2 protein-coding genes and 1 pseudogene are annotated in these 1,640 nt (G+C 63.5%); 2 read left to right on the top strand and 1 reads right to left on the bottom strand.

What is annotated here, in order from left to right:
- Positions 1–626 (top strand): hypothetical protein (locus ABZ070_RS37220; protein ID WP_356640616.1); only part of this gene is annotated, 626 nt, incomplete at its 5' end.
- A gap of 218 nt (positions 627–844) precedes the next feature.
- The gene (locus ABZ070_RS37215; RefSeq protein WP_356640614.1) at positions 845–1,423 is read left to right on the top strand and encodes a hypothetical protein; all 579 of its coding nucleotides are present in this window, start codon (positions 845–847) and stop codon (positions 1,421–1,423) included.
- Here the strand turns inward: ABZ070_RS37215 and ABZ070_RS37210 are convergent.
- Positions 1,395–1,640 (bottom strand): annotated as a pseudogene (locus ABZ070_RS37210) (hypothetical protein); the annotation flags it as partial. The gene ABZ070_RS37215 and the pseudogene ABZ070_RS37210 sit on opposite strands and share 29 nt — an antisense overlap.

Raw genomic sequence — 1,640 nt, 5'->3', positions numbered from 1 at the left:
GATCGAGATCACCGGCAGCGGTGGCTCTACGGGCGGCACCCGGCACGACGGGGGGCGGCACGTCCGGCGGGTCGGACACCAGCGGCACGTCCGGCGGGTCGGACACCAGCGGCACCATCAAGTACCCCTTCAACCTCGACGGGTCGTCCAAAGTCAAAGCCGCCAACGGTTCGGCGAAGCTGAACGGCGGCATCGACGTCGACTTCGACCTCAACAGCGGGACCTACGAGGGCGATCTGACGCTGAACCCGACCGAGGGCAATTTCAACATTCTTGGAATATTGAAGGCCAACGCCAAGATCACATACACCCCGGTAGGAAGGACCACCGGTTCACTCGAGGACGGAAAACTGGTCAGCAACTCGAACATGATTGTCAAGCTGCCTCAGATCAGCATCTTCGGGCTGCCGATCGGCGGTGGCGACAAGTGCCAGACCGCCAAGCCCTCCGCCATCACGCTCACGTCCACCGGTCCCTCCTTCGACCCTCTGAAGGGCGGGGAGATCGTGGGTGAGTACGAATTAGCCCCACTGCAGGGCTGCGGCATCTTCAACGACATCATCAGCAGATACACCGCCGGTCCAGGCAACATCATCAGCGCGACCCTCACCCCCAAGAAGAGCTGAGAGCCTGCGTCACAATCTCCTTCGCTGGTCACGGCGTGAAGGGCGGTTGCCGTTCAGTTGGACGTCGATAGGCGGGTAGCCGAACGGCAACCGGGCTCCTCAGGTGACTGCCACGGGTGGCCGGGGGGCCACGCACTTCACAGTGCGCGGACCTCCGGTAACCACTCCGACCAAAGTCACACCATCCGTTACTTCCATCAGCCCGAAGAAAGAGGACGATGATGACGATATCGGCGAACAACCAAGGAGCGAGGCGGCGGCTGACGGCGAGTGTACTGCTAGGCCTGGTGGCCTCACTCGCGATGGCGGGCTGCGGGTCGGGGAACGCAAAGCCTCCGGAGGTAACCTGGGCCGGAAGGCTCTGCGATCACCTCGCGGACAACGGCAGCAAGATCACGATGCCAGCCGTCGACCTGCACGCCCCACGGCCGACCCAGAAGGCCGTGGCTAGGTTCCTGACCCAGGTCGCCACCCAGATGCACAAGCTGGCAGGGGACATGAAGCGGGACGGCGCTCCTCCGGTGCACGGCGGCAAGGCGTCGTACGATGCGGCGATGGCCTCGCTCAAGCAGACCAGCAGTGCGGTGGAAGAGGCCAGACACGACCTTGAGGCCGCGAAGGTAACGGATGCGGAGTCGCTTTCGGCGGCGCTGGCACTGGCGGGCAAGGGTCTGAGCAAGTTCAGCGCGTACGGGGGTCCGGCAAAGGATTTCCGGACTAACCCGAAGCTCAAGGCCGCATTCGACAAGTCCCCGGCCTGCCAGAAGATCAGTGAACCCTTTTCATCCCGTCCTTGAAGGGTGAAAGGGGCTGGTCAGAGGGATGGGGAAGTGACGTGGCAGGGCCCTTGGTCGTTGGCATGGTGACTTCACTCAACACACCGGCGTCGGCGAGGATCTGCAGGTCGATGGTGTCGGCCAGGAGGTCGACCAGGCCGGCATCCCGGGCTTGGGTGATGTCGGCAACTGATCCCGCTCGTACCTCGCCGCAGAACAGAAGTCGTCCGCGTTCGTC

The organism is Streptomyces sp. NPDC006283 (genome assembly GCF_040613325.1).
Lineage (GTDB): Bacteria > Actinomycetota > Actinomycetes > Streptomycetales > Streptomycetaceae > Streptomyces.
Note: the sequence above shows the minus strand (reverse complement) of the source record. Positions and strands in the feature narration are given on the sequence as shown.